This is a genomic window from Bradyrhizobium sp. 41S5 (assembly GCF_011516665.3).
Taxonomy (GTDB): domain Bacteria; phylum Pseudomonadota; class Alphaproteobacteria; order Rhizobiales; family Xanthobacteraceae; genus Bradyrhizobium; species Bradyrhizobium quebecense.
Genome location: NZ_CP083721.1, coordinates 370,070 through 395,854 on the forward strand (window position 1 = coordinate 370,070; position 25,785 = coordinate 395,854).

The following is a 25,785-nucleotide window of genomic DNA, read 5'->3' on the forward strand; positions in this document are numbered from 1 at the left end:
GGACTACCCATTCCCGCCCTCATTGCCGAACGCGCCGTGGCGGCCGATACCCGAGGCGAAGCGCGCCGCGCCGGATAGCGTCTCGCCTGAAGCGATCACCTCGAGCCCGCCGCGCATCTCGTTCCGGATCGCCTCTTCCTCGTCGAGGTCCCATTGCCGCAACGCCGACAGCCGATCGGCGCGCATGCAGTTCTGCGGGAATTTCGCGATGTCCTTGGCGAGCACAATGGCGTGCGCGCGCGTCTCGCCCTTCGGCACCAAGCGGTTCGCGAGCCCCATGCGAAGCGCCTCTGGCCCTGCGACTGGGCGGCCGGTGAGGATCAGATCGATCGCCTGCGAATGGCCGATCAGCCGCGGCAGGCGGATGGTGCCGAGGTCGATCAGCGGCACGCCGAAACGGCGGCAGAACACGCCGAAGGTGGCGTCCTCGGCGACGACGCGCATGTCGGCCCACAGCGCGAGCTCCATGCCGCCGGCGACCGCAAAGCCCTCGATCGCGGCGATCACCGGCTTCGACAACCGCAGCCGGCTCGGTCCCATCGGCGCGATCGTGTTGTGGCCGCCGATCTCGCGCTTCTTCTCGGGATCGCCTGATGCCACCGCCTTCAGGTCGGCGCCGGCGCAGAAATAGCCGCCGGTGCCGGTGAACACCGCAACCGATGCACTCGCATCCGCATCGAACGCCAGGAACGCGTCATACAGCTTGCGCGCGGTCGCGCCGTTGACGGCGTTGCGGCAATGCGGACGGTTGATGGAGATGATGGTGATGTCACCATCGCGCTCGACGAGCACGCTGTCGGCTTCGGTCATGGGCTGGCTCCCTTGGGCTTGTTGGTTGGAGCCGAGCCTAACCCTGTTGATCACGCGATGCCATCGCGAACGAAAGCGACACGGACGGTCGGGTCCCCGATCGCCTCATGCGCATCCTCGAAACGGACGCGGCGGGTGATGACATGTTCTGGGTGGTAATGTCCTGCCGCCACATGGGCGACGCAGTCGGGCAGTTCGGCGCGCACATTGACGCGGCTCACCTTCAGCGTGATCCCGACACCGTACATATGGCGCAGCGGCACCGGCGTGGTGTCGGCGAAGTCGCCATACATGCGCTGGCAGATGCCGTTCGGTTCCGTCGCACGGAATGCCAGCAGGATGCTGGCGTCGGTCGCGGCTGCATCGATCACGATCGGAAACAGGCCGGGCGGCTCCATCGACAGGCCGGCCGACGCTTCGATGATGTCGGCACCGAGCGACTTTGCCTTGGCGAGGCGCGGCGCGTGATCGTCGAGATAGACGACGCGGCCCGCGCCGCGCGCCACCGCCGCTTGCACCGCGAACAACGCGAGCGATTGCGCGAAGCCGCCGATCACGAGGACGTCGGCGCCGGGCCGTTGCGCGAGCCAGCGCGCCACCGCGCTGAACCCGTCGGTCGCGCCGTCCGCCAGCCCTGTGGTTTGCGACAGGGCATGGCCGTTCGGCTGGCGGACCAGCATGTGATCGGCAAACGGTACGCGGATGAGGTCGGACAGGCCGCCGCCGTATTCCACGCCGCAGACCGGCTTCAACCCGTAGGAGGAGCGGAACGGCACCGCGGTGCAGGCATTGGTGTGGCCGCGCCGGCAGCGGTCGCAAGCGCCGCAACTGATCTGGAACGGAACGATGACGAGATCGCCGGGCGCGAAATTCCTCACCGCGCCGCCGACGTCGACGATGCGGCCCGCGGTCTCATGTCCGAGTGCAAACGGGCCTGCGAGGCCCGATCGGCCGTGCACGATCGCAAGATCGAGATCGCAGCGCGTCACCGCGAGCGGCTGCACCAGCGCGTCGCGGTCATCCCGGAGCTGGGGTGGGGGAACGTCCCACCATTCGACCTTGTTGCCGCCGATATAAGTCAATTGCCGCATCGTGCACTCTCCGTTTAGGCGGAGAGTGCAGGGAGGCTGACGCGACGACAAAAGGTATGTCTTCAACCGGGGTGAATTGGATTCACTTGGTCTCTCTCTTTTCCGTCATCCTGAGGTGTGAGCGCAGCGAGCCTCGAAGGATGCACGGCCCCGCTGGTGGCCGTCGACCCTTCGAGACGGCCGCGTTGCGGCCTCCTCAGGGTGACGGTGACAAAGCGAATGGGCCGACGATGCAGCTAGACCTTCAACTCGCTGCCGGTCACGCGGCGATACGCTTCGAGATACCGCTTGCTGGTCGCATCCACGACGCTGGCGGGCAGCGGCGGGGGCGGTGCGTCGCCGTTCCAGCGGCCGGCGTGGCGTTCGACGTCGAGATAGTCGCGCAGCGGCTGCTTGTCGAAGCTCGGCTGCGGCTGGCCGGGCTTGTAGGCATCGACCGCCCAGAACCGCGACGAATCCGGCGTCATCACCTCGTCGATCAGGATGATGCGGCCGTGTTTGTCGCGACCGAACTCGAACTTGGTGTCGGCGATGATGATGCCGCGGGCGCGGCTGGTCTGCTCGCCATAGCCGTAGACGTCGCGCGCCATCTTCTCCAGCGTCGCGGCAACGTCCGCGCCGACGATCTCGCGCACCCGCTTAACCGTGATGTTCTCGTCATGGCCGGCCTCGGCCTTGGTCGCCGGGCTAAAGATCGCGGGCTCGAGCTTCTGGCTTTCGACCAGGCCCGCCGCCAGCTTCTCGCCGGCGAGGGTGCCCTCAGCCGCGTATTCCTTCCAGGCCGAGCCGGAGATGTAGCCGCGGATGACGCATTCGATTGGGAATACGGTGGTGCGCTTGCACAGCATCGCGCGCCCAAGAATTTCGGCGCGATGATCCTTCAATGCAGGCACTGCGCGGATGATCTCGTCGGCATCGGCGCTGATCATGTGATGCGGCACGGTGCCTTCGAGTTGCCGGAACCACCAGGCGCTGATCTGGGTCAGCACCGCGCCCTTCATCGGAATGGTTTCCGCCATCACCACGTCGAATGCCGAGATGCGGTCGGTGGTGAGCAGCAGCACACGGTCGTCGCCGACGGCGTAGATATCGCGCACCTTGCCGCGGCCGATCCGGGGCAGGGGCAAATCGCTGGATAGCATTGCGGTCATGGGCGGGGTCTTTCCGGGCTCGCTTCTCAAAGACGGACGCCCGCACACGAGGCGTGCGGGCGCCGGAGATTATCACAGGAAATAGCTCACTCCGGCAGCGGAATGAACTCGTGTTCGTGCGGAACCTGCGCGAAGCGCCCGGTTTTCCAGTCCTGTTTGGCCTGCTCGATCCGCTCCTTCGAGGAGGAGACGAAATTCCACCAGATGTGTCGCGGCCCTTCCAGGGCGTCGCCGCCCAAAAACATCATGCGGGTCGGCCGCAGCGTCTTCACGGTGATGCGGTCGCCGGGCCGGAAGATCAGGAGCCGCGGGCCCTCGTGGCGATCGCCGGCGATCTCGACCTCGCCGTCGACGAGATAGATCGCGCGCTCCTCGTGATCGGGGTCGAGCGGCACCGAGGTGCCGGCCTGCGCGGTCACTTCAGTGTAGAACCACGGCGAGACCATGCTGACCGGCGAGCTGATACCGAACGCTGAACCTGCGATGACGCGCGCGGTGAAGTCGCGCTCCGAGATCATCGGCAGGTCGCCCGCGCCATAGTGCTGGAACGAAGGCGCGATCTCCTCCTTGCCGGCCGGCAGCGCGATCCAGCTTTGCAGCCCGAGCATCTTCTGGCCGTCGCGGCGCTGCACGTCGGGGGTGCGCTCGGAATGCGCGATGCCGCGGCCCGCGGTCATCAAATTCATCGCGCCGGGCTGGATCTCCTGGATGTTGCCCTCGCTGTCGCGATGCATGATGCTGCCGTCGAACAGGTAGGTGACGGTGGCGAGCCCGATATGCGGATGCGGCCGCACATCCATGCCCTTGCCGGCGAGGTATTGCACCGGGCCGAAATGGTCGAAGAAGATGAAGGGCCCGACCATCTGCCGCTTGCCATGCGGCAGCGCGCGACGCACGGCAAAACCGTCGCCCAGATCGCGGGTGCGCGGCACGATGATCAGGTCCAGCGCGTCGCAGGTCTTGGGATCGCCGAGTTCGGGATCGGTTGAGGGCTGCCAGCTCATGTCGGACTCCTTGCAGTGGTATAGCGATCATACTCCATTCGTCGTCCCGGCCAAGCCAACGGGTCGGCGCGAAGCGGTGCCCGATGACAGGCTCCGCGCGAGCCGGGACCCATAACCACGAATGCTTATGTTGCGAAGGCTGTGGCCGCAGCCCTCCACACCAACTGATATCGGTTGTTAGGGGTCCTGCTTTCGCAGGGACGATGAGGTACTTCTGGCGTGTGCACGCGCGTGATAACAGCATAAACTTGGAGACCGGAGCCAACCATGGTTTCTCTGATCAAGCCGGGCGCAAAGCTGTTGCAGGTCGATGGGCCCATGGTCGAGACGTCGCGTCTCATCCTGCGGCCGTGGCGCGCGTCCGACATCGCTGACAACACGCGGATGCTGTCCGATCCCGAGACGGCGCGCTTCATCACGCCGGATCATCAGCCGGTCACGTCGGAGCTGAAGGGCTGGCGCAATGCGGCGGTCATCTCCGGCCATTGGGCGCTGCACGGCTTCGGCATGTTCGCGGTCGAGGAGAAGTCTTCCGCCCGCTACATCGGCCGCGTCGGGCCGTATTGTCCGCCGGAATGGCCGGGCTTCGAGGTAGGCTGGGGCATCGTCAAGGAGTATCGCGGCAACGGTTATGCGGTGGAAGCGGCGCGTGCCGCGATCGACTTTGTGTTCGCCAACTTCACGGTTGACCGCATCATCCATTGCATCGATCCCGCCAACGTCGCCTCGCAGGCCGTGGCGCGGCGGCTGGGTGCGGTGAATGAGGGCCCGGGCAAGCTCGAGGGCGATGTCGTCGATATCTGGGTCACGCAGCGCAGCCGCTGGCCGCGCGATGGTTCTTGAAAAATCTCGCCCGACGGACGATTCTTCGCTGACCTTGGAGATCGCATCGACCGATGACCTTTGCCGCGACCGAACTGTGCCTGCGCGCCGCCACCGTGACGCTGCTGATGGTGTTTGCGGCCTCGATGTTCGCAGATTTCCGCAAGGTGCTGGCCGGGCGGCTCGCGATCGCCTTCGCGCTCGGCTCGGCCGCGCATGCGGTGACCGCGTCGATGGGGGCTGGACCGCCGGTCTCGGACTGGCATGCGCCACTGATCGCGCTCTCGACCGGCGATATCGTGGTGTTCTGGCTGTTCACGCGCGCGCTGTTCGATGACGCGTTTCAACTACGCTGGTGGCACGGCTTGATCTGGGCTGCGGTCGTGGCCTACAGCTTCGTCAATTGCATGTGGATCGCACCCGCCGGTCACGCGCGGATCGCGATCATCATGGTCAATTCGCTCACGCTCGTCTTCATTGTGCTCGCGGTGGCGCAAACCATCGGATCGTGGTCGGCGGATCTGGTCGAGCGCCGCCGCCGTGTCCGCGTCTTCATCGTCGCCGCATCTGCGCTGTACGGCGGCATGAACGCGCTGCTTCAGATCGCCTATGCCGGCAGCCGCGTGACCGTGGAATGGGCCAATTTGCTGAACGCGGCCGTGCTCACCGCGATCGTGGCCGCGATCACCTGGGCGATGATGCGCGTCGACGGTGCCGACCTGTTCACGGTGCCGGCGGAGGCCGTCGTGCTGACGAAGCCGGCCGCGGTCGAGGAGGCGGCGGACCAGAGACTGGTCGACGCCCTGATGCGGCTGATGGCGGACGAGCGCATCTATCGCCACGACAACGTCACAATCGGCATGCTGGCAACCCGGCTGAAGATCCCCGAATATCGTCTCCGGCGGCTGATCAACCAGCGGCTCGGCTACCGCAATTTCAACGTCTTCCTCAACAACCACCGGATCGAGGAGGCCAAGGCCGCGCTCGCCGATCCGGCCCAGTCCGCAGTTCCCGTCATCACCATCGCGATGGACGCCGGCTTCCAATCGCTCGGCCCCTTCAACCGCGCCTTCAAGGCGACGACCGGTGTGACGCCGACGGAATACCGGAAGCTGAAGGCGAGCGCGGTGTGACTCTTCTCTCTCTCCCGCAAGCAGGAGAGGTGACGCGAGTCCGCGGTTGGACTCTTTGTAATCATTGTATTATTCCAGAATCGGCGGGCCGCACCGAGTTCTCGGCCAGCCCGATTTCCAAATCCGGCGAGCACTCCCGCGTCCGCTCCGGCCTGATCCCGGCCACGCGCCCCATGCGCCATGCCGGAGGATCCTGTGACCCGTCGAAAGCTCGCCTTCATTCTCATTGCCACCACCGCATGCGGCGCGCTGGCGCTGTCTGCCGCCCGGGCCCGCGATGTGCCCAAGGTCGCGACTGGCTTTGTCGCCAACGTCGTCTGCTCGGAGACCTTCGTCAGCGGGCTCGACCCGAAGCGAAACCTGGCCGAGACCACCGACGCGATGCCGGGGGCCGGCCTGATCACCTGGGCGATGGACACCGAGGTCGACCTTGATCGTAAGGACGTCACAGTGACGCTGTTCGGGCTTGGCCGCAGCCATGCGGTCTATCGCGATGGGCTCGGCTGCACGCTCGATCATGGCGAGACGCTGGCCGACACCGCGCCTCCGCCCTCGAGGCCGCAAGCCGCATCGCTGCCCGAGATCGCAGGTCCTGCGCTCGTCGCGCCACAAAGCCCGCAGCTTGGGGCCGCGCTCGACCGCGCCTTTGCCGAGCCGGCGGAGCCGCCGTTTCGCCATACCCGCGCCGTCGTCGTGATGAAGGACGGTCGCATCGTCGCCGAGCGCTACGCCGACGGCATCGGCATCGAGACGCCGCTACTCGGCTTCTCCATGAGCAAGTCGGCGATCTCGGCCCTGATCGGAATCCTCGTCCGCGAGGGCAGGCTGACGCGCGACCAGCCGGTCCCGATCGCGGCCTGGCGGAATCCCGACGATCCGCGCCACGCGATCACGGTCGACGAGCTGCTGCGCCACACCGCAGGGCTTGCGCTCGGCAGCTCGCTGCAGGCGTCGCTGGCATCCGTGCTCGAGCCGGTCAACCGCATGAAGTACATGGAATCGGATATGGCCGCCTTCGCCGAGAGCGCTGCGCTGGAGAGCGCGCCCGGCCGGGTCTGGAACTATCATGACGGCAACTACCTGATCCTCTCGCATCTGATCCGCAACGCCGCCGGCGGGCACGCGGCGGACGTCATCCGCTTCGCGCGTGAAAAGCTCTTCGGTCCGCTCGGCATGCGCAATGTCGTGATGCAGTTCGATGCAGCGGGCACGCCGGAAGGATCGGGTGCGATGATGGCGAGCGCACGCGACTGGGCGCGTCTCGGCCAGCTCTACCTCAATGACGGGATGGCCGGCGACAAGCGCATTCTGCCGGAGGGCTGGGCGGCCTATTCGGCTTCGGCCACGCCGAATGCCTGGGTCGGCTACGGCGCGGGCTTCTGGACCAATCTCGGCGACAGCTTCGGCGCCAACTACCGTGTCAAGCATGGCTGGCCGGGCGACGCCTTCTTCGCCAAGGGCACGATCGGGCAATATGTGATCATCGTGCCCTCGCAGCATCTCGTCATCGTCCGCCTCGGCCGCTCGCCGAACATGCCGCCCGCGGTGGACGGCGTGTTCGACCTGGTTCGCGATGTCGTCGCGGCGACATCGACAGGCGCGCGGCTCGCCGGCGGCAATTGACGGAGACGTCACACAACGCCCGCGCGATCATGCATTGAATCTCGGCCTCCGGAATTTTCTGATGCCGTGGCGCATCTCGCAGGAGATGCGCCACAGTTCTTTAAGATCGCCTCAGCCGGAGAGCATTATGCCGAAAGCCTGCTGGATCGTGCACGTCACGGTGCACGATGAGGCCCGCTATCCCGAGTATCTCGCCGCCGCGATGCCGATATTCGCCAGATACGGCGCCAATTTCATCGTACGCAACGGCCCGTATGAGGTGATGGAAGGCGCACCGCGCCAGCGCAACTTCGTCATCGAGTTCAGGGATCGCGCCACCGCGATGGAATGCTACACCTGCCCCGACTATCGGGCCGCCAAGGCGATCCGGCAGAAATATTCGGACGGGGATTTTGTGATCATCGATGGAGCGGAGTAGGTCTCCGTCATTCCGGGGCATGCGAAGCACATGCGCGCGTGATGACACCGGGTGGTGTGACGCCTTGAATCGAGAACCATCCTCATCGTCGTCCCGGCGAAGGCCGGGACCCATTACCCCGAATACGCATTGTTGCGCGAAGCTGGGGCCGCACTCTCACAACGCAACCCTGTGGTTATGGGTTCTCTGCTTTCGCAGAGACGACAGCTGTGGTGTGGCGCGCAGCCCGCGCCTCGACGAGCGCCGCCCTTACTGCCGTCCCAGCTGCGTCGCCTTCTCCACGCGGTCGAACCGCTCCAGCGTCAGGATCGCGTCTGCGAGCTGGTCGGCGCGCTTGTCGAGCACCGGGCGGGCCAGCGTCAAGAACTTCTGCTGCATCGCTTGCGCATCGGGGAACGAGGTCGGCTCGCCGGAGGGATCGGCATAGAGGCGCTCATGGGTGCCGTCATCGGTGGTGATCGAGACGCGGGCGCCGAACGGATGGGTGCGGCCGACCTCGAGGCGGTCGTCCTGCACCACGTCGAACTTGTCGGCGAGCGCGTCGATCGCCTTATCGCCGAGCCGGTCGTAATCGTCCCAGCCGAAATGGCCCTGGTCGAGCGCGATCGCGCCGGTGAAGAACATCGAGAACTGGCCGCCGACCACCGAGGTCGGGTGACGCTTGGTGGCGGCGTCGCCGGTCAGCGTGATGCCGTTGCGGTGCAGGCCGATCTCGACCTTCCTGATCTGGTCGGGCGTCAGATTGTGCTCGCGCCGCATCGCGATCAGCGCGTCGATCGCGGCATGGGTATAGCGGCAGCTCGGATACGGCTTCACTCCGATCTTCAGTGTCTCATAGGTGTGGCCCAAGCCCGCCACCGCCTTGTCCGGATGCGCGTCATCGGTATAGCCGACCAGCAGGCCGTGCTTGCCCTCGACCGATTCGCTCGAACCGATGAAGTCGTTGCGTGCCAGCGTCGCTGCGATGACGCCGTTCATCGCGGCGGCGCCGACCTGGTAGCGCTTGTTCCAGGCGCCGTTGACCAGGAATTGCAGCGAGCCCGCAGCCTGGCTGCCGGAGACGCCGAACGCGGAGACGATCTGCTCCTTCGACAGGGCGAACAGCTTGGCCGCCGCGGCCGCGGCGCCATAGGTGCCGGCCGTCGCAGTCGGGTGGAAGCCGCGGGCGTAATGCGAGGTCGGATCGAGCGCGTTGCCGAGCCGGCAGCACACTTCATAACCGGCGACGATCGCGGTCAGCACGTCGCGGCCGGAGGCGCCGACCATCTCGCCGACCGCAAAGGCGGCGGGCACCACGGGCGCGCTCGGATGCAGCGAGGAATCGGCGTGGGTGTCGTCGAAATCGAGCGAATGGCCGAGCGCGCCGTTGAGCAGCGCCGCCACCGCCGGCGTCCAGGTTTTGGTGTCGCCGAACACCGTGGCCTCGCCCTTGCCGTCCAACGCCAGCGCCTCCAGCATCTTCATCAGCGAGGGCGTCGATTCCGCATCGCGGCGGGCGCGGATCGTGCTGCCCAGGAGATCCAGCGTCAAAACCTTGGCGCGCTCCAGCACCTCCAGCGGAATGTCGGAATATTTCAGGTCGGCGACGTAGGCGGCGAGCGTTGCGGTTTCGTGGGCCATCGTGTTTCCTCAATTATGCGGCGCAGGGTAGGCGGGCGGGTTTGGCCTTTCAAGCCACCTTGCCGCCGCGGGCAGCAGCCATGCTTCCGGTCGCTGGACGTCAAGTCATGTAACACGGGCCTTTCTATTGATTGCGGATCAGGGTGCATGAGGACCTTCGCAAAACGCATGTTCGAGCAGCTCTGGACCCGCAAGACGCAGCTGGCGCTCGCGGTCCGGATCGCGTCCGCCGGCGTGGCGGCCTACGCCATCGCGCTGGCGCTGCACCTCATGCTGCCGCTGTGGGCGGTGCTGACCTCGCTGATCGTCACGCAAATGAGCGTCGGCCGCTCGCTGAAGGCAACCCGCGACTACATGCTCGGCACCATCGGCGGCGCCATCTATGGCGGCGCGATCGCGGTACTGATCCCGCATTCCGGCGAGGGCAGCCTGCTGGCGCTGCTGGTCTTGGCGATCGTGCCGCTGGCGTTCATCGCCGCGCTCAATCCCAGCCTGAACTCGGCGACGGTCACGGCGGTGATCGTGCTGCTGCTGCCGACGATGCATCATTCCAATCCGCTGGATTCCGCGATCGACCGCGTGCTCGAGGTCACGGTCGGTGCGCTCACTGGCCTTGTGATCTCGTTCCTGGTGCTGCCGTCGCGCGCGGTCAGCCAGATCAGGGTCAATGCGTCGAAGCTGCTGGAACTGCTCTCGGCAGCATTCGCCGAATTGCTCGCCGGCCTGACGCGCGGGCTCGACAACGACGCACTGCACCGGATCCAGGATGGCATCGGCACCGCGGTGACCAATCTGCACGCGACCGGTCTCGAAGCCGAGCGTGAACGCACCATGCATCTGTCATCCGGGCCGGACACCGGTCCGCTGCTGCGGACCATCCAGCGGCTGCGGCACGACGTCGTGATGATCGGGCGCGCCTGCGTGGTGCCGCTGCCGGCCGATATCCAGGCCAGGCTGGCGCGGCCATTGGCCGACGTCAGCAATGCCATTGTGACTTACATGGTGGCGGTCGCCACCGCCCTGCGCGCCGGCAGCGGCCCGGCCGACATGGCGCCGGTCGATGCCGCGCTGCATGCCTATAGCGAGGAGGTTGCCGCAGTGCGCAGCGAGGGCCTGACCCGGGGCCTTCCGGTCGATGCCATGGAGCGGTTCTTCGCGCTCGGATTTTCGCTCGACCAGATGCGGCAGAACCTGAACGACCTCAAGCGCTGCCACGGCAATTGGTGCACGAACGAAGATGCTTCCGAGAAGATCGTTGCGGAAACATCGGAGAAGAGCGCGGCATGACCTTTGGCTATGCCGTCCGGCGCGTCAGGCCCTTGCTCTCCATGCGCCAGATCAGGAGGTCGATACGGTCCTGACCGAAGAACGGCTCGTTCTCGAATACGAAGGTCGGCACGCCCCAATGACCGGAGGCCGCATGCGCGTCCTCGTTGCCCTTGATGACCGCTTCATAGCGATCGGGGTCGGCGGCGATCGCCGCATCCATCGCCGCGAGATCGAATCCGGCGGCATCGGCTGCTCGTGCCAGATGATCGCCCTCGTTCCAGCCCTTCACCGAGCCGTCCCACAGCACGCGGCTGATCGCGGAGGTGAAGGCGAGCGACTGCCCCTCAAGCTGGGCGGCAGCGCCGAGCCGGGTCAGGCGGTGGATGTAGGGCTGGTGTTCGGCGACGTCGAGCGTCGTCATGTCCTGCACGATCGGGTCCGGGCGCGGAAAGCGGAACGGGATGTTCTCGTGCTTGGCGACGCGGCTGGAATCGAGCACGACATAGCGGGCGAATTGCGGATTGGTCTTCTTGAAGAAGCCGGGCACGCGCACCGCGAGCGGATAAACCGGCCGCAAATTCACCGCGACATCGTAGTCGGCGACCATCTTCAAGGTCTTCGGCAGCGCCAGATAGCTGTAGGGACTGCGGAACGAGAAGAACAGGTCGATCGCCAACGTCATGCGCAGCCTCCGTTCGGTGCGACCTCGTCGACCTTCATCCAACCAGTCTGCGTGCGAGCAGGCGGAAACGCAAGATCAGGAGGGTCGCATAGACCGCGGTGCCGAGCGACAGCCCGATCCAGACGCCGGGCGCCTTGAGCCCGACCCGGAAGGCGAGCGCGTAGGCGGACGCGAATCCGATCAGCCAGTAGCTGATGGTCGCGAACAGCAGCGGCACCTGGGTGTCGTGCATGCCGCGCAGCGCGCCGGCGGTGGTGGTCTGCACGCCATCGGCAATGAAGAACGTCGCGCCGATCAGGAGCAGCATCGCGGTGAGCTGCGCGGTGGCGTCGGAAGCTTCGCCGAGGAACAGCGCCGCGATCTCGAAGCGCGTCAGGATTACCGCGAGCGTCATGATGCTCATGAACACGCCGGAGAGCGCCACCGCGACAAAGCCGGCCCGCTGCACTGCGTCGGTGTCACGGCGGCCGACCGCCTGGCCGACCCGCACGGTGGCGGCCATGCTAACGCCGAACGGCACCATGAACAGGATCGCCGCGATCTGCAGCGCGATCTGGTGCGCCGCCAGCGCCATGGTGCTGATCAGCCCCATCAGCAGGCCGGCCGCGCCGAACAGGCCGTATTCCAGCAGGAAGGCGATCGAGATCGGCGCGCCGATGGCGACAAGCCTGCCCAACAACGGCCAGTCGATGCGCCAGACGCGGCTGAAGACACGGTACTTGCGGAACGGGCGGCGCCGCGCCGCGAACCACACCCCGGCGAGGAAAGTGCCGAGATTGACGATCGTGGTCGCAAGCCCGGCGCCGAACATGCCGAGTTCGGGCATGCCCCATTTGCCGTAGAGCAACAGGTAGACCATCAGCGCATTGGCCGGGATCGCCGCAAGCGTGATCCACAGCACCGGCTCCGGCCGGTTCACCGCGCTCATGAAGCCGCGGATCGCAATGAACCACAGCGCCGGCAGGATCCCCCAGGCGAGCCCGAACAGATATTGCTGCGCCAGATGCGCGGTGGCCTGGGTCTGGCCGAGCGCGAGCAGGATGCGCTCGCCCTGGAACGGCAGTGCCATCAGCGGCAGCACCATGAAGAAGGCAGCCCACAACCCGACGCGCAGCGAACGCCGCATCACGCGTGGATTGCGGGCGCCGAACGCCTGCGCGGCCAACGGCGAGACCGCCGCCATCATGCCCATGCCGATGGTGAAGCTGACGAAATACACGGTATGCGCCAGCGCCGCCGCAGCCACGCTCTCGCTGCCGAGCCGTCCGATGAAGGCGAGATCGGTCGTCATCATCGCGATCTGACCGAGCTGCGTCAGCGCAAGCGGCACCGCGAGCTTCAGCGTTTCCGCGAGCTCGGCCGTGAGCAGCTTGCGAGAGGGGAGGACGGCCGCGCGCGACGCGGCCGGATCGATCTTGTCGATGCAGGTCATGACGGCACGCTTAGCACGGCAAACCGGCCGGAAGGATGGCCAAACTGCCCAAACGCGACGATCTCACGCAGAGATCATCGCCTCCCCGATTCTCGTTTGAGCATGGTCCGCGCGCAAAATGCTTCGCGTTTGCCGCGGGACAAGCGCTTCACGTTTTTCCGGATCATGCCCGGATCACGATCGCGCTGGTATCCGCTTGATCTTGGCGCCGAGCGCGTTAAGCCGTTCGTCGATTCGCTCATAGCCGCGCTCTATCTGGTCGGCATTGTTGATGGTGGAGGTGCCGTTGGCGCACACCGCGGCCAGCAACATCGCCATACCGGCGCGGATGTCGGGCGAGTTCATCGGCGCGCCGCGCAGCCGGCTCGGACCGGCGACGATCGCGCGGTGCGGGTCGCACAGTACGATCCGGCCACCCATCGCGATCAGGTTGTCGACGAAGAACATCCGCGATTCGAACATCTTCTCGTGCATCAGGATGACGCCGTCGCACTGCGTCGCGGTGACGATCGCGATCGACATCAGGTCGGCCGGGAAGGCCGGCCAGGGCTGGTCCTCGAGCTTCGGCACGTGGCCGCCGAAATCGTCCTGGATCTTCATGGTCTGGTTCGACGGCACGACGAGGTCGTCGCCCTCGATGCCGCAGACGATGCCGAGCCTTTCAAAGCCCATCCGGATCGAGCGCAGATGCTCGACGCCGGCGCGCGCGATGCGCAGCGGGGAGCGAGTCACCGCGGCAAGGCCGATCAGGGATCCGACCTCGATATGGTCGGGCTGGATCGCGTAGGTCGTACCGCCGAGCGTCGCCTGGCCGTGCACGATGATGGTGTTGGTACCGATGCCTTCGATCTTCGCGCCAAGCGCGACCAGGAAATTGGCGAGGTCCTGCACATGCGGCTCGGAGGCCGCGTTGCGCAGATAGGTGGTGCCGCGGGCGGCGACGGCGGCGACCAGCGCGTTCTCCGTCGCGGTGACGCTGGGCTCGTCAAGGAACACATCGGCGCCTTTCAGGCGCGCGGCGCGGAATTCCAGCCGGTGCGTCGCGGTGACCGTCGCGCCAAGCTGCTCGAAGGCCAGAAAATGCGTGTCGAGCCGGCGGCGGCCGATCACGTCGCCGCCGGGCGGCGGCAACGCGACCTCGCCGCAGCGGGCGAGCAGCGGACCTGCCAGCAGGATCGAGGCGCGGATGCGCGCGCACAGAGCCGGATCGAGATCGGCGGCGCGGATCTCCTTGGCATGGATCTGCAGCGTGTTGCGCTCGGTCCATTCGGCGCTGGCGCCGACCGAGCGGCACAGCTCGACCAGCGTTTCGGTATCGCGAATACGCGGCACGTTGGTCAGCGTGACCGGATGCTCGGTGAGCAGGGCAGCTGCGATGATCGGCAGCGCGGAGTTCTTGTTGCCCGACGGCTCAATGGTGCCCGAAAGGCGGCGGCCGCCTTCGACGATGTATTGGATCGGCGGCACGCGAAATGTCCCCTAACGCATCATCCAGACTTGGATTCGAATTTGGCCACGCGAAATTCCGTAACGGAATCAATGGCTGTCCGGCACCGTAACACAACTCCCGGCGCAGCTTCCACACGAAAGGTAGCAGCGCGACGGTGCGGAGCGCGCGGTCACGGACACGTCATCCCGGCCGAGTCGTCGCGTCGGAAAGCGCAAGTCCGCCTGGCCGCCGGGAGCAGGTCCCTAGATGTCGATGTTGGCGCTGAGCGAGTTTTCCTGGATGAAGTCGCGGCGCGGTTCGACGACGTCGCCCATCAGCTTGGTGAAGATATCGTCAGCCTCGTCGACCTCCTTGATCTTCACCTGGAGCAGCGAGCGCGCCTCGGTGTCCAGCGTGGTCTCCCACAGCTGCTCCGGGTTCATCTCGCCGAGACCTTTGTAGCGCTGCAGCGAGACGCCCTTGCGGGCGGCATCGGTCACGGCCTCGAACAGGTCGATCGGGCCGTGAATGGTCTGCTCGGCATCCTTGCGCCGGAGCTTGCCCGCCCGCACGTAGATCTCCTGCAGCCTGGTCGCATACTCGTCGAGCTTGCGTGCATCGGCCGAGCCGAGAAACGCATCGTCGATCACGGCCACTTCCTTGACGCCGCGCACGGTGCGCTCGAACTGGAAGCCCTGGCCTTCAGTGAACGTGCCGATCCAGCCGCGCTCCACTTCGTCGGCAACCGCGTCCAGCCGCTTGGCGATGTAATCAGCCGCGGAGTTGGCGGTCGCGATATCGCTGGTGATTCTCGGGGTCAGCACGCCGGCGATCGCGGCCTGCTCGATCACCGCGCGATTGTAGCGGCTGTGAAGGTTGCGCAGCACGGAGCGGATCGTCCGGGCGTCTTCGACCAGCGACAGCAGGTCACGGCCCGAGCGGTCTTCGCCGGAGGCCGGCTTGAAGACGCATTCGTCGAGCCCGGTCGAGATCAGGTAATCCTCGAGCGCGCGCTCGTCCTTCAGATATTGCTCGGACTTGCCGCGCGAGACCTTATAGAGCGGCGGCTGGGCGATATAGAGAAAGCCGCCGTCGATGATCGGGCGCATCTGGCGATAGAAGAAGGTCAGCAGCAGCGTGCGGATATGGGCGCCGTCGACGTCGGCGTCGGTCATCACGATGATCTTGTGATAGCGCAGCTTGTCGACCGAGAAATCGTCGCTGATGCCGGTGCCGAGCGCGGTGATCAGCGTGCCGATCTGCTCCGACGACAGCATCTTGTCGGGGCGCACGCGCTCGACATTGAGGATCTTGCCGCGCAGCGGCAGCACTGCCTGGAATTCGCGGTTGCGGCCCTGCTTGGCGCTGCCGCCTGCCGAGTCGCCCTCGACGATGAACAGTTCGGACTTCGCCGGATCCTTCTCCTGGCAGTCGGCGAGCTTGCCGGGCAGCGAGGAGACGCTGAGCGGATTCTTGCGGGTCAGCTCGCGTGCCTTGCGCGCAGCCTCGCGAGCGGCGGCGGCCTGGATCACCTTGCCGACGATTTCCTTGGCTTCCTTCGGATTCTCCTCGAACCAGGCCGCCAGCGCCTCGTTCAGGACGTTCTCGACCACCGGTCGAACCTCCGAGGACACCAGTTTGTCCTTGGTCTGCGACGAGAATTTCGGATCGGGCACCTTCACCGACAGCACCGCGGTGAGGCCTTCGCGGCAATCGTCGCCGGTCAGCGCGATCTTTTCCTTCTTCGCATTGGCCTCGGCATAGCCGTTGACCTGGCGCGTCAACGCGCCACGGAAGCCGGCCAGATGGGTGCCGCCGTCGCGCTGCGGGATGTTGTTGGTGAAGCACAGCACGTTCTCGTGGTAGCTGTCGTTCCACCACAGCGCGGCTTCGACGCCGATGCCGTTGGCTTCCGCGCGCACCATGATCGGCGCCGGCACGATCGCCTTCTTGTTGCGGTCGAGATATTTGACGAATTCCTCGACGCCGCCGGAATAGTGCATCTCCTCGCGCTTCTCGACCGCATGCCGCATGTCGGACAGCACGATGTGGACGCCGGAATTGAGGAAGGCGAGCTCGCGCAGCCGGTGCTCGAGCGTCGCGAAATCGTATTCGACGTTCTTGAAGGTCTCGGTCGAGGCGAGGAAGGTGACCTCGGTGCCGCGTTTGCCCGGGGCATCGCCGACCACCTTGAGCGGCGCGACGGCATCGCCGTGCGCGAATTCGATGTAGTGCTCCTTGTCGTCGCGCCAGATGCGCAGCCCGAGCTTGCTGGACAGCGCGTTGACGACGGAGACGCCGACACCGTGCAGGCCGCCGGAGACCTTGTAGGAGTTCTGGTCGAACTTTCCGCCGGCGTGCAGCTGGGTCATGATGACCTCGGCCGCCGAGACGCCTTCGCCCTTGTGGATGCCGACCGGAATGCCGCGGCCGTCGTCGTACACGGTGACGGAATTGTCGGCGTTGAGGGTGACCAGGACGCGGCTCGCATGGCCCGCCAGCGCCTCGTCGATCGCGTTGTCGACGACCTCGTAGACCATGTGGTGCAGGCCGGACCCGTCGTCGGTGTCGCCGATATACATGCCGGGCCGCTTGCGGACGGCGTCGAGGCCCTTCAGCACCCGGATCGATTCCGCACCATATTCGGCCGGAACGGGATGCTCAGATTCGGCAGGGGTCTGCCGGGCAGGTTCAGTCATGTGAGGCCTTCGAGGATGTCCCGAATCAGCTGCACAAAATGAGGCGCTGATTCCGTTATTTGTGCCATGAAAGAGCAGTTGCGCCTAGCGCAAAGTCTCCGTCTGCAAACTATTGAATAAATAGGATTTTTTCGGCCTGTTTCAAGGCTCTCAAGGGTCGATTCCGGAGGCTCTGAAAAGCCCGATTCGAAGGCAGATTCGAGCCTCTCGCGGAGCCGATTTCGCGCACCTAGAGCATTTCATTGCTTAACTGAATCGGAGGGGATTCCGGTTTTTGGCGGTTTGTGATTCAAGATGCTGACTGGATTGGAGGCCAGCATCGCATGACCCGACCTCTTTCCCTGGATCTTCGCGAGCGTGTGGTGGCGTCGGTTTTGGCGGGCGAGAGCTGCCGATCTGTGGCGGAACGGTTTGGTGTTGCGGTCTCGTCGGTTGTGAAGTGGTCACAGCGGCAGCGGGCGACCGGCTCGGTTGCGCCCGGCAAGATGGGCGGTCACCGCAAGCCCTTGCTTGATCCGCATCGTGCCTTCATTGTCGAGCGGATCATTCAGACGCCGCACCTGACGCTGCATGGTCTGAAGGCGGAACTGGCAGCTCGTGGGGTCAAGGTCTCACACAACGCGGTCTGGCTGTTCCTGCGCCGGGAAGGGCTGCGGTTCAAAAAAAACACTGTTCGCCCTCGAACAAGCGCGCGCCGACGTCTCTCGTAGGCGCCAGCGTTGGCGATCCTGGCAGGCCGGACTTGATCCGGGCCGGCTCGTCTTCATCGATGAGACTTGGATCAAGACCAACATGGCCCCTTTGCGGGGCTGGGGCCCCAAGGGCGCACGCCTGCGCGGCTTCGCCCCGCACGGTCACTGGCGTACCCTCACATTCCTCGGCGCGCTCCGCCATGACCAACTCACGGCACCCTGCGTCTTCGACGGCCCGATCAACGGCGAATGCTTCTGCGCTTATGTGAAGCACCTTCTCCTGCCAACCCTGCGCGAAGGCGACATCGTCATTCTCGACAACCTCGGAAGCCACAAGTCGAAAGCTGTCAGGCAAATGATCCAGGCTGCTGGCGCCAGGCTCTGGTACCTGCCGCCATACTCGCCCGACCTCAACCCGATCGAACAGGCCTTCTCCAAGATCAAACACTGGATGCGGCAGGCTCAGAGGCGCACCGTCGAAGACACTTGGCGCCACATCGGTCACCTCGTTCAGGACATCCAGCCTCGCGAATGCGCAAACTACTTCGCAAACGCCGGTTATGCTTCAGTCAAAATGTGAAACGCTCTAGCGGTAGCTACGCGCCGGCCTTCACGGCATCGGCGACGCTGATGAACTCCTTCGCGACCCGGTCGAGCACGAACAGCGAGCCCTCGGCGACGCCGAAATAGGCGCCGTGCAGCTGCATCTCGCCGCTCTCGACGCGCTCGCGCACGAACGGGAACGTCATCAGATTCTCCAGCGAGCGGAACACCGCGGCCTTCTCGATGCGGGTGACGAAGTCCTGCATGCTTTCATGGTCGCGCTGTTCGACCACCTCGCCCGGCTTGATGAACATCTGCATCCATTTGCCGATGAAGTCGCCCGGCGTGAGCGGCTTGATCTTGTCGACGAAGGCGCGGATGCCGCCGCACTGGGCATGGCCCAGCACCACGATGTTCTTCACCTTCAGCACGGTCACGGCATATTCCAGCGCGGCCGAGACGCCGTGCGCGTTGCTGTCGGGCTGATAGACCGGAACCAAATTGGCGATGTTGCGGACCACGAACAACTCGCCGGGGCCGGCATCGAAGATCACTTCCGGCGAAACGCGGGAATCGCAACAGCCAATCACCATGGTCTCGGGGAACTGGCCGCGCTCAGACAGGTCCCGGTATCGCGACTGTTCGGTCGGCAACCGCTGGGTCGCGAAGGTCCGGTAGCCGTCGATCAACTGCTTCGGAAAGAATTTCATGGCCTCTGGATAACCACATGCCGGTGACGGGAACAAGACTTTCGGCGGGCATCCTGAGATGATACGGCAGCCTTGAAAGATGGTTCCGCCCGATGCCCAAAACATGGACAGTGGCGGAGCCTGAGCCCCCAGGAGAATGCCGATGATCCGTCCGCGCCGCAGCCTGTTGTTCATGCCGGGATCGAATGCACGGGCGCTCGAGAAGGCCCGGACCTTGCCGGCTGACGGCATTATCCTCGACCTGGAGGATTCCGTTGCTCCCGACGCCAAGTCCACAGCCCGCGACCAGATCGCCAAGGCGGTCGCCGCCAGGGGCTTTGGCAAGCGCGAAGTCCTGATCCGTATCAACGCGCTCGACAGCCCGTGGTGGGTCGACGACATCGGCATGGCCGGCAAGGTGCAGCCGGACGGGATCCTGGTTCCGAAGATTTCCACGGTCGACGATCTCAACGCAGTCGCCGATCGCCTCAGCGACATCAATGCCCCTGCCTCGATCCGGGTCTGGGCGATGATCGAGACCGCACGCGCCGTGCTCGACGCCGACAAGCTTGCCGCGGCATCGAAGGGCCCCGAGGTCCGGCTCGCCGGCTTCGTGTTCGGGCCGAACGACATCGCGCGCGAAACCCGGATCCGGATGAAGCCGGGCCGCGCCGCGATGATCCCGATGATCACGCATTGCATCCTGGCGACCCGCGCGCACGGGCTCGAGATCCTCGACGGCCCCTATGGTGACATCAGCAATATCGACGGCTTCGCGGAAGAATGCGCGCAGGGCCGCGATCTCGGCTTCGACGGCAAGACGCTGATCCATCCGAGCCACATCGATGCCTGCAACGCGATCTTCACTCCGCCCGAGGCCGAGGTCACCGAGGCCCGCAGGATCATCGCCGCCTTCGAACAGCCGGAGAACGCCTCGCGCGGCGCGATCCAGCTCGACGGCCGCATGGTGGAGCGCCTGCATGCCGAGATGGCGAAGCGCACCATCGCGATCGCGGATGCGATCGCTGCGATGGGGCATTGACGATCATCGGTCGTGACACGCGCGTTAAAGCATGATCCGGAAAAGTGCGAAGCGGTTTTCCGAAAAGATCATGCGCAAACAAGAAGCTAAAGCGCGATGACGCTTCAACCTGATCTCATCGCGCTTTAGTCTCGCTTCAGGCTCATAATGTAATTCGCGAGATCATCGGCCTCGCTCGGCCCGACAATGATGTTCGGCATTGTCGGGTGGCTCGTCTTCAGGAACACCTTAAGCCAAAGCGTGGTGGTGGAGGGCCGGTTGGCGATGGCGATGAAGTCCGGCGGCACTTTCTTCACGCCCGTGGCAATCGGGCCGACGACGTGGCATTCCATGCACCAAGCCTCTGCCAGCCGGTGCCCGGCAGTAATGCTCTCTGAAGGCTGCCCCGCGCCATTGGCCTGATGCAGGCGCAGCGGAAAGAGCGCAGACATCGCGATCACGACGATCGGCAATGCACGGCGCCAGACGGGGTGCTGATTCAGCATCGACGCACCATCACGACACCGGCTTGCGACCTGCGGCATCACTCAGCGCATCGATCGTCGCGGCGTTCAGGCAGTATTGATGATAGTGTGCGCTGGACGTGCCGGCGGCGAGATCATGGTCGCACTGTCGTTTGTGATTGCACAAGCTGCAGACCCGCTCCATGTCGCGCAGCACCAAGTACTCGGTGCGTGCCAGCTTCTCTTGATCGATTCCGAGTGCCATGAGCAGCTTGGGCAATTCGTCGGCGCTGTGCGGCCCTTGGCGCACCAACGCCGTGAGGTCGTCAGGGCTGATCCGCAGGTCGCTTGCGATCTGCTTGAAACTCGCATCGTCCAGTTCGCGCAGCTCGCCAAGCTCCCGCCGATGCTTCAGCCAGTCGCCGAACACATCGATCAGATACTCGACGACAGGGTAGGTCCGAACTCCGGTGGTCATGGGGTGCCTCCAACATAGAGTAACCATCCCATATGAGACCTTCTACGCAGCCTGACCTTGCGGCAGATCAAATCGGCTCAAGTCCGCCCAAACGTCTCCGTCGCCCAAGCATAGAGGCTGCCCGGGATCGGCGCCTCCTTGCCGCGTCCCTTTGGCGAGATGTGCAGGCCGATGATTTCGGGATCATCAAGGTAGCGCGAAAAATCCGACGGCTCGAAGAACAGTCTGGGCTCGGCATGCACCGCGTAGAACGAGCGCTTCGGCAGTGCGTACTGCAACTCGCCTTCGCGGCGCGCGAGCGCGGTCAGTGCCGCGGGGCCGTAGATCGCGACTCTGATATCGGCAAGGCGGTTCGATTTGCCGCGCAGCCGGCGCATCGCAAAGGTCAGGCGGTGACGCAGCGCCAGCCAGTCCGGGGTGAGCTCGTCCTGTTTCATCAGCGCCTCGAAGGCGCGGACGATCGGATCGTCAGGCGGCAGGTACAGCACGGAATTGCCGAGCTGCCGCGGCCGTTCCCAAGCGAAATAGGGCTTTGCCGGATCGATCACGACCGGCTTCAGCAGCAGCACATCGGCGTCGAGCCAGAGGCCGGCGCGCTGCGTCATCAGCCGCATCCGGAAGAAATCGCTGAACTGCAGCAGGGTCCAGTCGCGCCATGAGCCGTCAGGCTCCGGCGGACGCAGCTTCTCGGCAAACGCATGCGGCAGCACCGCTTCGGCCTCGGCATTGCCGACGCCGTCGGGCAGGCCGGGAATCGGATCGAAGCTGTAGACGGTCACCTTGTGTCCGGCCGCCACCTGCGAACGCAGACAGGTCCGGCGCAGTGCGTCCATCGAGCCGTGCCAGAAAGTGACGATGTCAGGCAGCATGCGCGTCAGCTATCAGCTGGTCTGCGAAGAGGCAAAGAAAAACCCCGGCGCCTGAAGGTGCCGGGGTGCGACGATACGCCGAGCCTCAGGCCCAGGCGCGCTCCTTGAGCTTGGCCTCGTACGTGTCGATCGACGACTTCTTCTCCATCGTCAGGCCGATGTCGTCGAGACCGTTGATCAGGCAATGCTTGCGGAACGGATCAATCTCGAACTTCACCGTGCCGCCGTCGGGACCGCGGATCTCCTGGTTGGGGAGATCGATGGTCAGCGTCGCATTGGCGCCGCGCTCGGCATCGTCGAACAGCTTGTCGAGGTCCACCTGCGACACGCGGATCGGCAGGATGCCGTTCTTGAAGCAGTTGTTGTAGAAGATGTCGCCGAACGAGGTCGAGATCACGCAGCGGATGCCGAAGTCAAGCAGCGCCCACGGCGCGTGCTCGCGGCTCGAGCCGCAGCCGAAATTGTCGCCGGCGACCAGCACCTTCGCATTGCGATAGGCGGACTGGTTGAGGACGAAATCGGGGTTCTCGCTGCCGTCATCCTTGTAGCGCTGCTCGGAGAAAAGCCCCTTGCCAAGGCCGGTGCGCTTGATGGTCTTGAGGTACTGCTTCGGAATGATCATGTCGGTGTCGACATTGATGATCTTCAGCGGTGCCGCGACGCCTTCCAGCGTGGTGAACTTGTCCATCAGTGCTCTTCCCGGGCAAAAATAGGGGATAGGGGCCGGATGTTTATCGCGAATGTGACAGCGGTAAAAGGGCCATTTCTGCAAAGCTAGCCCGCATCGGCCTCAATCGCCTCCATATCGGCGTCCGAGAGGCCGAAATGGTGCCCAATCTCATGGATCAGCACGTGGCGGACGATGTGGCCGAGGGTTTCGTCGTGCTCCGCCCAGTAATCCAGGATCGGCCGCCGGTAGAGCCACACCAGGTTGGGCAGGCGGGCCACGTCGCCATGGCTCTGCTGCGGCAGGCCAATGCCGTGGAACAGGCCGAGCAGGTCGAACTCGCTCTCGGCCTGCATCTCGTCGAGCACCTCGTCGGTCGGGAAGTCGTCGACACGGATGATCAGGCCTTCGCAGAGGGCCCGGAACGTCGGAGGCAGGCGCTCGAAAATCTCGAGCGCCATGCCCTCCATCTCGGCGAGCGAGGGAGCTTTTTCTGTGGTCCACATGACACTCCTTTAGCGCGAGTGGCTCAGCCGGCGCCAGCGCAGTTGACCTTGGCGGTGCAATGGGAGACCGTGCGGCCCAGGATTGAGGCTCAAGAACGGGGCTTGGGTGGCGTGATGAAACGGATCGTGGCGGCAACGCTGTTGGCGGTAGCAGTCGGGCTTTCGCTTCCGGCGGGAGAGGCGCGGGCACAGAGCGCGGCAGCCGAAGCGCGCATCGGTGAGCCGGCGCCGGCCGTGCGCGAGCGGGTCGTCGAGCACCGCCGGCTCAGGCGCGTGCCGATCTACCGGTCCCGGCCCGATCATTGGGAGCCGGATGTGATCCCGCGCTACAATCCCGGTCCGAACGCCGTGCGCGATTGCACCGCGACCTATGTGCAGGAGCACCGGCCGAGCGGCACCGTGATCACGCCGCGCATGAACTGCTTCTGGCGGCCGGGCTAGGTCGTGTGGACACTTACCGCATCCATAGGACGGTGGCTGCGATGGTAACGACGGCAAGGTAATTTCGGGCGGTCTTTTCGAAGCGGGTTGCGACGCGGCGGAATTGCTTGAGTTTTGAGAAGCAGCACTCCACGAGATGACGCTGGGCATAGAGATGCTTGTCGAGCGGATATTTGAGTGCCCGTGACGGATTGTTGGGGATGACGGCGAGTGCTCCCTTGGCGGCGATGGCTTGGCGCAAATGATCGGCGTCATAGGCTGTATCGGCCATGACGACCTCGGCTGGTAATCCCTCGAGCAAAGCAGCCGCTTGTGGCGCATCGCCCTTCTGACCTGCGCTCAGCGTGAACCGTACGGGACATCCCAAGCCCCGAACGGCCATGTGAATCTTGGTGCTCAGACCACCGCGCGAGCGGCCGATCGCCTGATCTTCAGACCCCCTTTTTTGGCCCCGGCAGCGTGCTGGTGGGCTCGGACGATGGTGGAATCGACGATCAGATATTCGAAGTCCGGATCATCGGACATCACCTCGAAGATCCGCCACCAAACTCCCTTGAGGCTCCAACGACTGAAGCGACGGAAGACGCTGTTCCAGTCCCCGAATGCTTCAGGCAGATCACGCCAGGGAGCGCCCGTACGAACGATCCAAAGCACGCCTTCCACGAACATCCGATTGTCGCGCCCGGTCGAGCCTTTCTGGTCAGGCCGACCTATAATCAGAGGCGCCATTCGTTCCCATGCCGCATCGCTCAAAACCAAACGGTCCAGCACACCCAAGACTGCCTCCCCAAAGGCAGCCTTGAATCTGATTTGCTCCTAAAAGGGAATCCCTAGAGTCCACACGACCTAGAGCGACTTCGAGCGAAGCGAAATCTAGCGCAAACGTCGGCGCGCAGCGCCGATCAGTCCGGCCGCGACGACCACGCCCGCCGTTCCATAGACCGCGAGCGCCATCAGCATTTGTGTGAGATGGCTCGCCGTTCCCACGCCGCCGCCCGGTCCTTGCGAGGCGAGCGCGACATCAATCGAAATGATGGAACCAGCGAGCGCTGCCGCGCCAAGCGCCAACCATTTGCGCGGGCCTTGTTGTGTCATCGGCAGGTCTCCTGCGAGGGCTCCTCACAACATACGCCATTGTCGATGCCGGTTTTGCGCGCAGACATGAAAATTCCTGCGGCTGTGCCGGAACCCCGCGCGCGCCAGCGGCATTCACAAGCGTGGCGCAGTCATTCAAATCCCAATTCACGTCGTCCGCATTCTGCTTGCGATCTGCGTCGCGGCAACGGGGGTCGATTCGAACCCGAGTCGTCGTTGCAAGACGTGACCTCAGGGGATCAAGGAGAAAACGCATGAAGGTGATGAAGGTTCTGGGGCTTGCGGCCGTCGGTGCCGTGCTGGTTTTGGCGGCGCCGGCCGAGCGCGCGAACGCGATGTCGCTTGCGACACCGGGCGCCGCCGCAACGGTTCAGGACAACGCGAACCAGACGACCACGCAGGTACGCTATGGTCATGGTCATGGCTGGCATCGTGGCTGGGGTCGCGGACATCATCGTGGCTGGGGCCATCGTCGCCACTGGCGCCGCTGATCGCGCGGCGTATCAGCGCAGTTGAGACACAGGCCCGGGAGGAACGGGCCTGTTGTCGTTCTCAGCCATCAAACCGGCAGATTCGCGCGCCCGAGATGATATCAATCGCAATCTGCAGGAGTTGATCATGATGAAATGGATCGGTGTTGCCGCGGTCGCTTGTGCATTCGCATTGACGGCGCCGGCATCGGCAACCGCCGCGGCACAACAGCGGCAGGCGGGCAAGGCGACCGACTTCAGCGCGCAGCGCCATCATCGCCATTACCATCGTCACCACTATCACCACGGCTACCGGCCCTATTATCGGCCGTACTACCAGCCCTATTCCTATTACCGGCCGTACGGCTCCTATTATTACGGGCGGCCTTACGACTATCGGCCGTATCCATACGCGGTGCCGGCACCGTTCACCTTTGGCTTCGGGTTCGGCCCGTTCTGGTGATGCAGCATGCCGCGTTGCGCGCGGCGCCGACATTCCCGCTCGGACTTTTCGTCGCACCGTTTCGCGCGTTCATGGCGCATTCACTTAGGCGTTTCTAGAGCCTATCCCGTTCCGATTGAATCGGAACGGGGCTCTAGATTCTTGTTTTGACGTGTTTTCTTCACGCGAACCGGTATCCACTTCGTTCGAAAACGCTCTAGCGTC

At 64.7% G+C, this 25,785-nt stretch carries 27 protein-coding genes; 10 read left to right on the forward strand and 17 right to left on the reverse strand.

The features are described from left to right. Nucleotides 1-3 precede the first annotated feature (3 nt). The 4 genes from HAP47_RS01840 to HAP47_RS01855 form a co-directional block, all read right to left on the reverse strand. A complete protein-coding gene (locus HAP47_RS01840; protein WP_173639691.1) occupies nt 4-810 on the reverse strand; it encodes a crotonase/enoyl-CoA hydratase family protein in 807 nt (268 codons plus the stop codon). 50 nt (nt 811-860) lie between these two features. Next, a complete protein-coding gene (locus tag HAP47_RS01845) occupies nt 861-1,901 on the reverse strand; it encodes a zinc-dependent alcohol dehydrogenase (protein WP_173639690.1) in 1,041 nt (346 codons plus the stop codon). A 236-nt stretch (nt 1,902-2,137) separates the two neighbouring features. Beyond that, entirely contained in the window at nt 2,138-3,052 is a 915-nt protein-coding gene (locus HAP47_RS01850) for a phosphoribosylaminoimidazolesuccinocarboxamide synthase (RefSeq protein ID WP_173639689.1), read from the reverse strand. Nucleotides 3,053-3,138: 86 nt separating this feature from the next. Next, the gene (locus HAP47_RS01855; protein WP_050406223.1) at nt 3,139-4,056 is read right to left on the reverse strand and encodes a pirin family protein; all 918 of its coding nucleotides are present in this window, start codon (nt 4,054-4,056) and stop codon (nt 3,139-3,141) included. Nucleotides 4,057-4,323: 267 nt separating this feature from the next. Between HAP47_RS01855 and HAP47_RS01860 the strand changes: the two genes are divergently transcribed. The 4 genes from HAP47_RS01860 to HAP47_RS01875 all read left to right on the forward strand — a co-directional run bounded on the left by HAP47_RS01860 (nt 4,324) and on the right by HAP47_RS01875 (nt 8,052). Further along, on the forward strand, nt 4,324-4,899 hold the full coding sequence (locus HAP47_RS01860; protein ID WP_173639688.1) for a GNAT family N-acetyltransferase: 576 nt from the start codon (nt 4,324-4,326) through the stop codon (nt 4,897-4,899). A gap of 53 nt (nt 4,900-4,952) precedes the next feature. Continuing rightward, entirely contained in the window at nt 4,953-6,011 is a 1,059-nt protein-coding gene (locus HAP47_RS01865) for a helix-turn-helix domain-containing protein (RefSeq protein ID WP_173639687.1), read from the forward strand. 195 nt (nt 6,012-6,206) lie between these two features. Next, nucleotides 6,207-7,634, forward strand: a complete 1,428-nt coding sequence (locus HAP47_RS01870) for a serine hydrolase domain-containing protein (protein ID WP_231168712.1) — start codon at nt 6,207-6,209, stop codon at nt 7,632-7,634. Nucleotides 7,635-7,761: 127 nt separating this feature from the next. After that, nucleotides 7,762-8,052, forward strand: coding sequence for a DUF1330 domain-containing protein (locus tag HAP47_RS01875; RefSeq protein ID WP_173639685.1), 291 nt, complete (start codon nt 7,762-7,764; stop codon nt 8,050-8,052). Nucleotides 8,053-8,301: 249 nt separating this feature from the next. Here HAP47_RS01875 and HAP47_RS01880 read toward each other — a convergent pair whose 3' ends face one another. Then, the gene (locus tag HAP47_RS01880) at nt 8,302-9,672 is read right to left on the reverse strand and encodes an MmgE/PrpD family protein (protein WP_173639684.1); all 1,371 of its coding nucleotides are present in this window, start codon (nt 9,670-9,672) and stop codon (nt 8,302-8,304) included. A 147-nt stretch (nt 9,673-9,819) separates the two neighbouring features. Between HAP47_RS01880 and HAP47_RS01885 the strand changes: the two genes are divergently transcribed. Beyond that, nucleotides 9,820-10,959 carry an FUSC family protein gene (locus HAP47_RS01885; RefSeq protein ID WP_173639683.1) on the forward strand — a complete coding sequence of 380 codons (1,140 nt, stop codon included), beginning with the start codon at nt 9,820-9,822 and terminating at the stop codon, nt 10,957-10,959. 7 nt (nt 10,960-10,966) lie between these two features. Here HAP47_RS01885 and HAP47_RS01890 read toward each other — a convergent pair whose 3' ends face one another. From HAP47_RS01890 to gyrB, 4 genes are all read right to left on the reverse strand, one after another. Then, on the reverse strand, nt 10,967-11,623 hold the full coding sequence (locus HAP47_RS01890) for a 2-hydroxychromene-2-carboxylate isomerase (protein WP_173639682.1): 657 nt from the start codon (nt 11,621-11,623) through the stop codon (nt 10,967-10,969). 34 nt (nt 11,624-11,657) lie between these two features. Further along, nucleotides 11,658-13,055 (reverse strand): MATE family efflux transporter, encoded by a 1,398-nt coding sequence (locus HAP47_RS01895; protein ID WP_173639681.1) that lies wholly within the window; start codon nt 13,053-13,055, stop codon nt 11,658-11,660. 174 nt (nt 13,056-13,229) lie between these two features. Continuing rightward, nucleotides 13,230-14,522, reverse strand: coding sequence for a UDP-N-acetylglucosamine 1-carboxyvinyltransferase (murA, locus tag HAP47_RS01900; RefSeq protein WP_173639680.1), 1,293 nt, complete (start codon nt 14,520-14,522; stop codon nt 13,230-13,232). A gap of 225 nt (nt 14,523-14,747) precedes the next feature. Continuing rightward, a complete protein-coding gene (gyrB, locus tag HAP47_RS01905) occupies nt 14,748-17,183 on the reverse strand; it encodes a DNA topoisomerase (ATP-hydrolyzing) subunit B (protein ID WP_173639679.1) in 2,436 nt (811 codons plus the stop codon). 323 nt (nt 17,184-17,506) lie between these two features. On the opposite strand from gyrB, the gene HAP47_RS01910 reads away from it, so the two are divergent. Next, nucleotides 17,507-18,455 (forward strand): IS630 family transposase gene (locus tag HAP47_RS01910; protein ID WP_173637148.1). Its coding sequence is split into 2 segments (ribosomal slippage): nt 17,507-17,842 and nt 17,844-18,455, totalling 948 coding nucleotides; the frame shifts between segments, so codons are not numbered across the junction. 16 nt (nt 18,456-18,471) lie between these two features. Here HAP47_RS01910 and HAP47_RS01915 read toward each other — a convergent pair. After that, nucleotides 18,472-19,128, reverse strand: a complete 657-nt coding sequence (locus tag HAP47_RS01915; RefSeq protein WP_173639678.1) for a carbonic anhydrase — start codon at nt 19,126-19,128, stop codon at nt 18,472-18,474. A gap of 142 nt (nt 19,129-19,270) precedes the next feature. Here HAP47_RS01915 and HAP47_RS01920 point away from each other — a divergent pair, with 142 nt between their 5' ends. Further along, nucleotides 19,271-20,149: an HpcH/HpaI aldolase/citrate lyase family protein gene (locus tag HAP47_RS01920; protein WP_173639677.1), complete on the forward strand. Its 879-nt coding sequence runs from the start codon at nt 19,271-19,273 to the stop codon at nt 20,147-20,149. 125 nt (nt 20,150-20,274) lie between these two features. On the opposite strand, the gene HAP47_RS01925 is transcribed toward HAP47_RS01920, so the two are convergent. The 5 genes from HAP47_RS01925 to HAP47_RS01945 form a co-directional block, all read right to left on the reverse strand. Then, nucleotides 20,275-20,634 (reverse strand): c-type cytochrome, encoded by a 360-nt coding sequence (locus HAP47_RS01925; RefSeq protein ID WP_173639676.1) that lies wholly within the window; start codon nt 20,632-20,634, stop codon nt 20,275-20,277. 10 nt (nt 20,635-20,644) lie between these two features. Further along, nucleotides 20,645-21,070: a DUF6455 family protein gene (locus HAP47_RS01930; RefSeq protein WP_173639675.1), complete on the reverse strand. Its 426-nt coding sequence runs from the start codon at nt 21,068-21,070 to the stop codon at nt 20,645-20,647. Nucleotides 21,071-21,147: 77 nt separating this feature from the next. Next, nucleotides 21,148-21,939: a hypothetical protein gene (locus HAP47_RS01935; protein ID WP_173639674.1), complete on the reverse strand. Its 792-nt coding sequence runs from the start codon at nt 21,937-21,939 to the stop codon at nt 21,148-21,150. Nucleotides 21,940-22,024: 85 nt separating this feature from the next. Continuing rightward, nucleotides 22,025-22,627 carry a 3-isopropylmalate dehydratase small subunit gene (gene leuD, locus HAP47_RS01940; protein WP_173639673.1) on the reverse strand — a complete coding sequence of 201 codons (603 nt, stop codon included), beginning with the start codon at nt 22,625-22,627 and terminating at the stop codon, nt 22,025-22,027. An 86-nt stretch (nt 22,628-22,713) separates the two neighbouring features. Beyond that, nucleotides 22,714-23,112, reverse strand: coding sequence for a metallopeptidase family protein (locus tag HAP47_RS01945; protein ID WP_173639672.1), 399 nt, complete (start codon nt 23,110-23,112; stop codon nt 22,714-22,716). A 114-nt stretch (nt 23,113-23,226) separates the two neighbouring features. Here HAP47_RS01945 and HAP47_RS01950 point away from each other — a divergent pair, with 114 nt between their 5' ends. Beyond that, nucleotides 23,227-23,553 carry a hypothetical protein gene (locus HAP47_RS01950; RefSeq protein ID WP_173639671.1) on the forward strand — a complete coding sequence of 109 codons (327 nt, stop codon included), beginning with the start codon at nt 23,227-23,229 and terminating at the stop codon, nt 23,551-23,553. Between the two features lie 13 nt (nt 23,554-23,566). On the opposite strand, the gene HAP47_RS01955 is transcribed toward HAP47_RS01950, so the two are convergent. Continuing rightward, a protein-coding gene (locus HAP47_RS01955; RefSeq protein WP_173639670.1) for an IS5 family transposase occupies nt 23,567-24,330 on the reverse strand; the annotation gives its coding sequence in 2 pieces (ribosomal slippage) (nt 23,567-23,992 and nt 23,995-24,330; 762 coding nt in all). Between the two features lie 96 nt (nt 24,331-24,426). Then, nucleotides 24,427-24,648, reverse strand: coding sequence for a hypothetical protein (locus HAP47_RS01960; RefSeq protein WP_231168713.1), 222 nt, complete (start codon nt 24,646-24,648; stop codon nt 24,427-24,429). Nucleotides 24,649-24,902: 254 nt separating this feature from the next. On the opposite strand from HAP47_RS01960, the gene HAP47_RS01965 reads away from it, so the two are divergent. Together HAP47_RS01965 and HAP47_RS01970 are read left to right on the forward strand one after the other, a co-directional pair. Then, the gene (locus HAP47_RS01965) at nt 24,903-25,139 is read left to right on the forward strand and encodes a hypothetical protein (protein WP_173639669.1); all 237 of its coding nucleotides are present in this window, start codon (nt 24,903-24,905) and stop codon (nt 25,137-25,139) included. Between the two features lie 127 nt (nt 25,140-25,266). After that, a complete protein-coding gene (locus HAP47_RS01970; RefSeq protein WP_173639668.1) occupies nt 25,267-25,581 on the forward strand; it encodes a hypothetical protein in 315 nt (104 codons plus the stop codon). Nucleotides 25,582-25,785: the final 204 nt, after the last annotated feature.

Bases quoted from the DNA above. Each gene is read 5' to 3' on its own strand.
- HAP47_RS01935 (WP_173639674.1), bottom strand. From the start codon at position 21,939: ATGCTGCCTGACATCGTCACTTTCTGGCACGGCTCGATGGACGCACTG.
- HAP47_RS01865 (WP_173639687.1), top strand. From the start codon at position 4,953: ATGACCTTTGCCGCGACCGAACTGTGCCTGCGCGCCGCCACCGTGACG.
- HAP47_RS01885 (WP_173639683.1), top strand. From the start codon at position 9,820: ATGAGGACCTTCGCAAAACGCATGTTCGAGCAGCTCTGGACCCGCAAG.
- HAP47_RS01880 (WP_173639684.1), bottom strand. From the start codon at position 9,672: ATGGCCCACGAAACCGCAACGCTCGCCGCCTACGTCGCCGACCTGAAA.
- HAP47_RS01895 (WP_173639681.1), bottom strand. From the start codon at position 13,055: ATGACCTGCATCGACAAGATCGATCCGGCCGCGTCGCGCGCGGCCGTC.
- leuD (WP_173639673.1), bottom strand. From the start codon at position 22,627: ATGGACAAGTTCACCACGCTGGAAGGCGTCGCGGCACCGCTGAAGATC.
- HAP47_RS01930 (WP_173639675.1), bottom strand. From the start codon at position 21,070: ATGACCACCGGAGTTCGGACCTACCCTGTCGTCGAGTATCTGATCGAT.
- HAP47_RS01925 (WP_173639676.1), bottom strand. From the start codon at position 20,634: ATGCTGAATCAGCACCCCGTCTGGCGCCGTGCATTGCCGATCGTCGTG.
- HAP47_RS01840 (WP_173639691.1), bottom strand. From the start codon at position 810: ATGACCGAAGCCGACAGCGTGCTCGTCGAGCGCGATGGTGACATCACC.
- HAP47_RS01960 (WP_231168713.1), bottom strand. From the start codon at position 24,648: ATGACACAACAAGGCCCGCGCAAATGGTTGGCGCTTGGCGCGGCAGCG.
- HAP47_RS01965 (WP_173639669.1), top strand. From the start codon at position 24,903: ATGAAGGTGATGAAGGTTCTGGGGCTTGCGGCCGTCGGTGCCGTGCTG.
- HAP47_RS01875 (WP_173639685.1), top strand. From the start codon at position 7,762: ATGCCGAAAGCCTGCTGGATCGTGCACGTCACGGTGCACGATGAGGCC.
- HAP47_RS01845 (WP_173639690.1), bottom strand. From the start codon at position 1,901: ATGCGGCAATTGACTTATATCGGCGGCAACAAGGTCGAATGGTGGGAC.
- HAP47_RS01850 (WP_173639689.1), bottom strand. From the start codon at position 3,052: ATGACCGCAATGCTATCCAGCGATTTGCCCCTGCCCCGGATCGGCCGC.
- HAP47_RS01950 (WP_173639671.1), top strand. From the start codon at position 23,227: ATGAAACGGATCGTGGCGGCAACGCTGTTGGCGGTAGCAGTCGGGCTT.
- HAP47_RS01970 (WP_173639668.1), top strand. From the start codon at position 25,267: ATGATGAAATGGATCGGTGTTGCCGCGGTCGCTTGTGCATTCGCATTG.
- HAP47_RS01855 (WP_050406223.1), bottom strand. From the start codon at position 4,056: ATGAGCTGGCAGCCCTCAACCGATCCCGAACTCGGCGATCCCAAGACC.
- HAP47_RS01890 (WP_173639682.1), bottom strand. From the start codon at position 11,623: ATGACGTTGGCGATCGACCTGTTCTTCTCGTTCCGCAGTCCCTACAGC.
- HAP47_RS01920 (WP_173639677.1), top strand. From the start codon at position 19,271: ATGATCCGTCCGCGCCGCAGCCTGTTGTTCATGCCGGGATCGAATGCA.
- HAP47_RS01915 (WP_173639678.1), bottom strand. From the start codon at position 19,128: ATGAAATTCTTTCCGAAGCAGTTGATCGACGGCTACCGGACCTTCGCG.
- gyrB (WP_173639679.1), bottom strand. From the start codon at position 17,183: ATGACTGAACCTGCCCGGCAGACCCCTGCCGAATCTGAGCATCCCGTT.
- HAP47_RS01860 (WP_173639688.1), top strand. From the start codon at position 4,324: ATGGTTTCTCTGATCAAGCCGGGCGCAAAGCTGTTGCAGGTCGATGGG.
- HAP47_RS01945 (WP_173639672.1), bottom strand. From the start codon at position 23,112: ATGTGGACCACAGAAAAAGCTCCCTCGCTCGCCGAGATGGAGGGCATG.